This window comes from Mesorhizobium sp. M7D.F.Ca.US.004.03.1.1, assembly GCF_003998635.1.
Lineage (GTDB): Bacteria > Pseudomonadota > Alphaproteobacteria > Rhizobiales > Rhizobiaceae > Mesorhizobium > Mesorhizobium loti.
This window is the reverse complement of record NZ_RZQG01001249.1, coordinates 1-1,389: the sequence shown is the minus strand read 5'-3', so window position 1 is coordinate 1,389 and position 1,389 is coordinate 1. Positions and strand designations below refer to the sequence as shown.

2 protein-coding genes and 1 pseudogene are annotated in these 1,389 nt (G+C 58.3%); all 3 read left to right on the top strand.

The window, feature by feature from the left end; all coding sequences use genetic code 11:
• Window positions 1-202: pseudogene (locus tag EN935_RS41610) on the top strand (dihydropyrimidinase); the annotation flags it as partial.
• Window positions 203-308: 106 nt separating this feature from the next.
• Window positions 309-947 (top strand): GntR family transcriptional regulator, encoded by a 639-nt coding sequence (locus EN935_RS36040; RefSeq protein ID WP_127374230.1) that lies wholly within the window; start codon window positions 309-311, stop codon window positions 945-947.
• A 155-nt stretch (window positions 948-1,102) separates the two neighbouring features.
• The coding region (locus tag EN935_RS36035) for an FAD/NAD(P)-binding protein (protein WP_164771691.1) at window positions 1,103-1,389 on the top strand (287 nt) is incomplete at its 3' end.

The following is a 1,389-nucleotide window of genomic DNA, read 5'->3' as shown; positions in this document are numbered from 1 at the left end:
GTGCAGGACCATCCACCAGACGGATTTGCATCATGGTTGCGACTACACGCCCTTTGAGGGGATGGTCGTCACCGGCTGGCCGGTAACCACGATCTTGCGCGGCAACCCCATAATAAAGGACCGTGTACTTGTTGGCCCGGCAAAGACCGGGCAATACTTGGAACGAAGCAGATCGATATACGCGTCGAAGGCCACGCATTGAACGAGAAAAGATCGAGGACGTTTTGGTAGAAAGCAAAAGCAACGCCGATAGGACGCGATCCCAAGTCGTGCGGCGAAACGAGAACGAAGCGGACGTCCCGTCCCGCGTGACCAAAACCAATTACAACCTGTCACAGATCGCCTATCGAGCGGTCTCGGAAGCCATTCACTCCAGTCGACTGCGCGGCGGTGAAGTGATCGTCGAAGGCAAGCTCTCCGAGGCTCTCGGCGTATCGCGCACACCGATGCGTGAAGCGCTTCAGCGCCTTGAAGGCGAAGGGCTGGTGGTCAAGGTGGCCAATCGTTCCTTCATGGTGAGGCATGTGGACTTCAGCGAGTACATGCACAGCCTGAAGGTTCGCGAAATCCTCGAACCTGAGGCGGCAGTGCAGGCGATCGGCCGGATTTCACCAGAATCGATCCAAGCCGCAAAGTCCGAACTCAAGCAACTGCTGGAGGCCACCACCTACCATACCGACGCCCACTGGGGTTCGGATGACACGGTGCACGGCCTGTATATCGACGGTGCGGGCAATCAGGTGATGGCCGACATTATCCGTTCCTTGCGGGTGACCACGCGTCTCTACGAGGTGTCGAGCCTCAAGGACAGGCTCTTGCCGGATTCCAGGGAACATCTGGAAATCCTGGAAAGCCTGGCGGCCGGCGACCCGAAAACGGCTCGCCGCACAGTGCAGTTCCACCTGAAAAGCCTGCAGAAATACGCGCTCGACAGTTTTGGGAGCTGATTGTCGGACGGCGCGGCGGCCGCGCCCGCAGCGCCGCCTTCTTCGATAAAAGTCGTGCGCCGTTTGTCTAGGGTATGCGCGTCGGAGTCTATTGCATACGACACGTATACGACTGACCCTATTGCCAGCAACGGATCCGTATGGAGCACAAGACTGTGAAGCAGAAGGTTTACGATGCGATCGTGATTGGCGGGGGCCTTGCCGGGCTGGTGGCTGCCTATGATCTGCGAGACAAGGACATTCTGGTCGTCGAAGAGAGCTCGCGTCCTGGAGGCCGAATCCATTCGTTAGCGCGTCCGCCCTACTGGTTGAATCTCGGCGCGCATATGTTCGGCACTCCCGGATCAATCATAGGCGACCTTGTCGAGGAACTGCGCCTGACGTCGCTCCCGATAAACGGCGATCTGTTTGGTATGTCTTTCGGTGGCCGCCAGCTACTGAG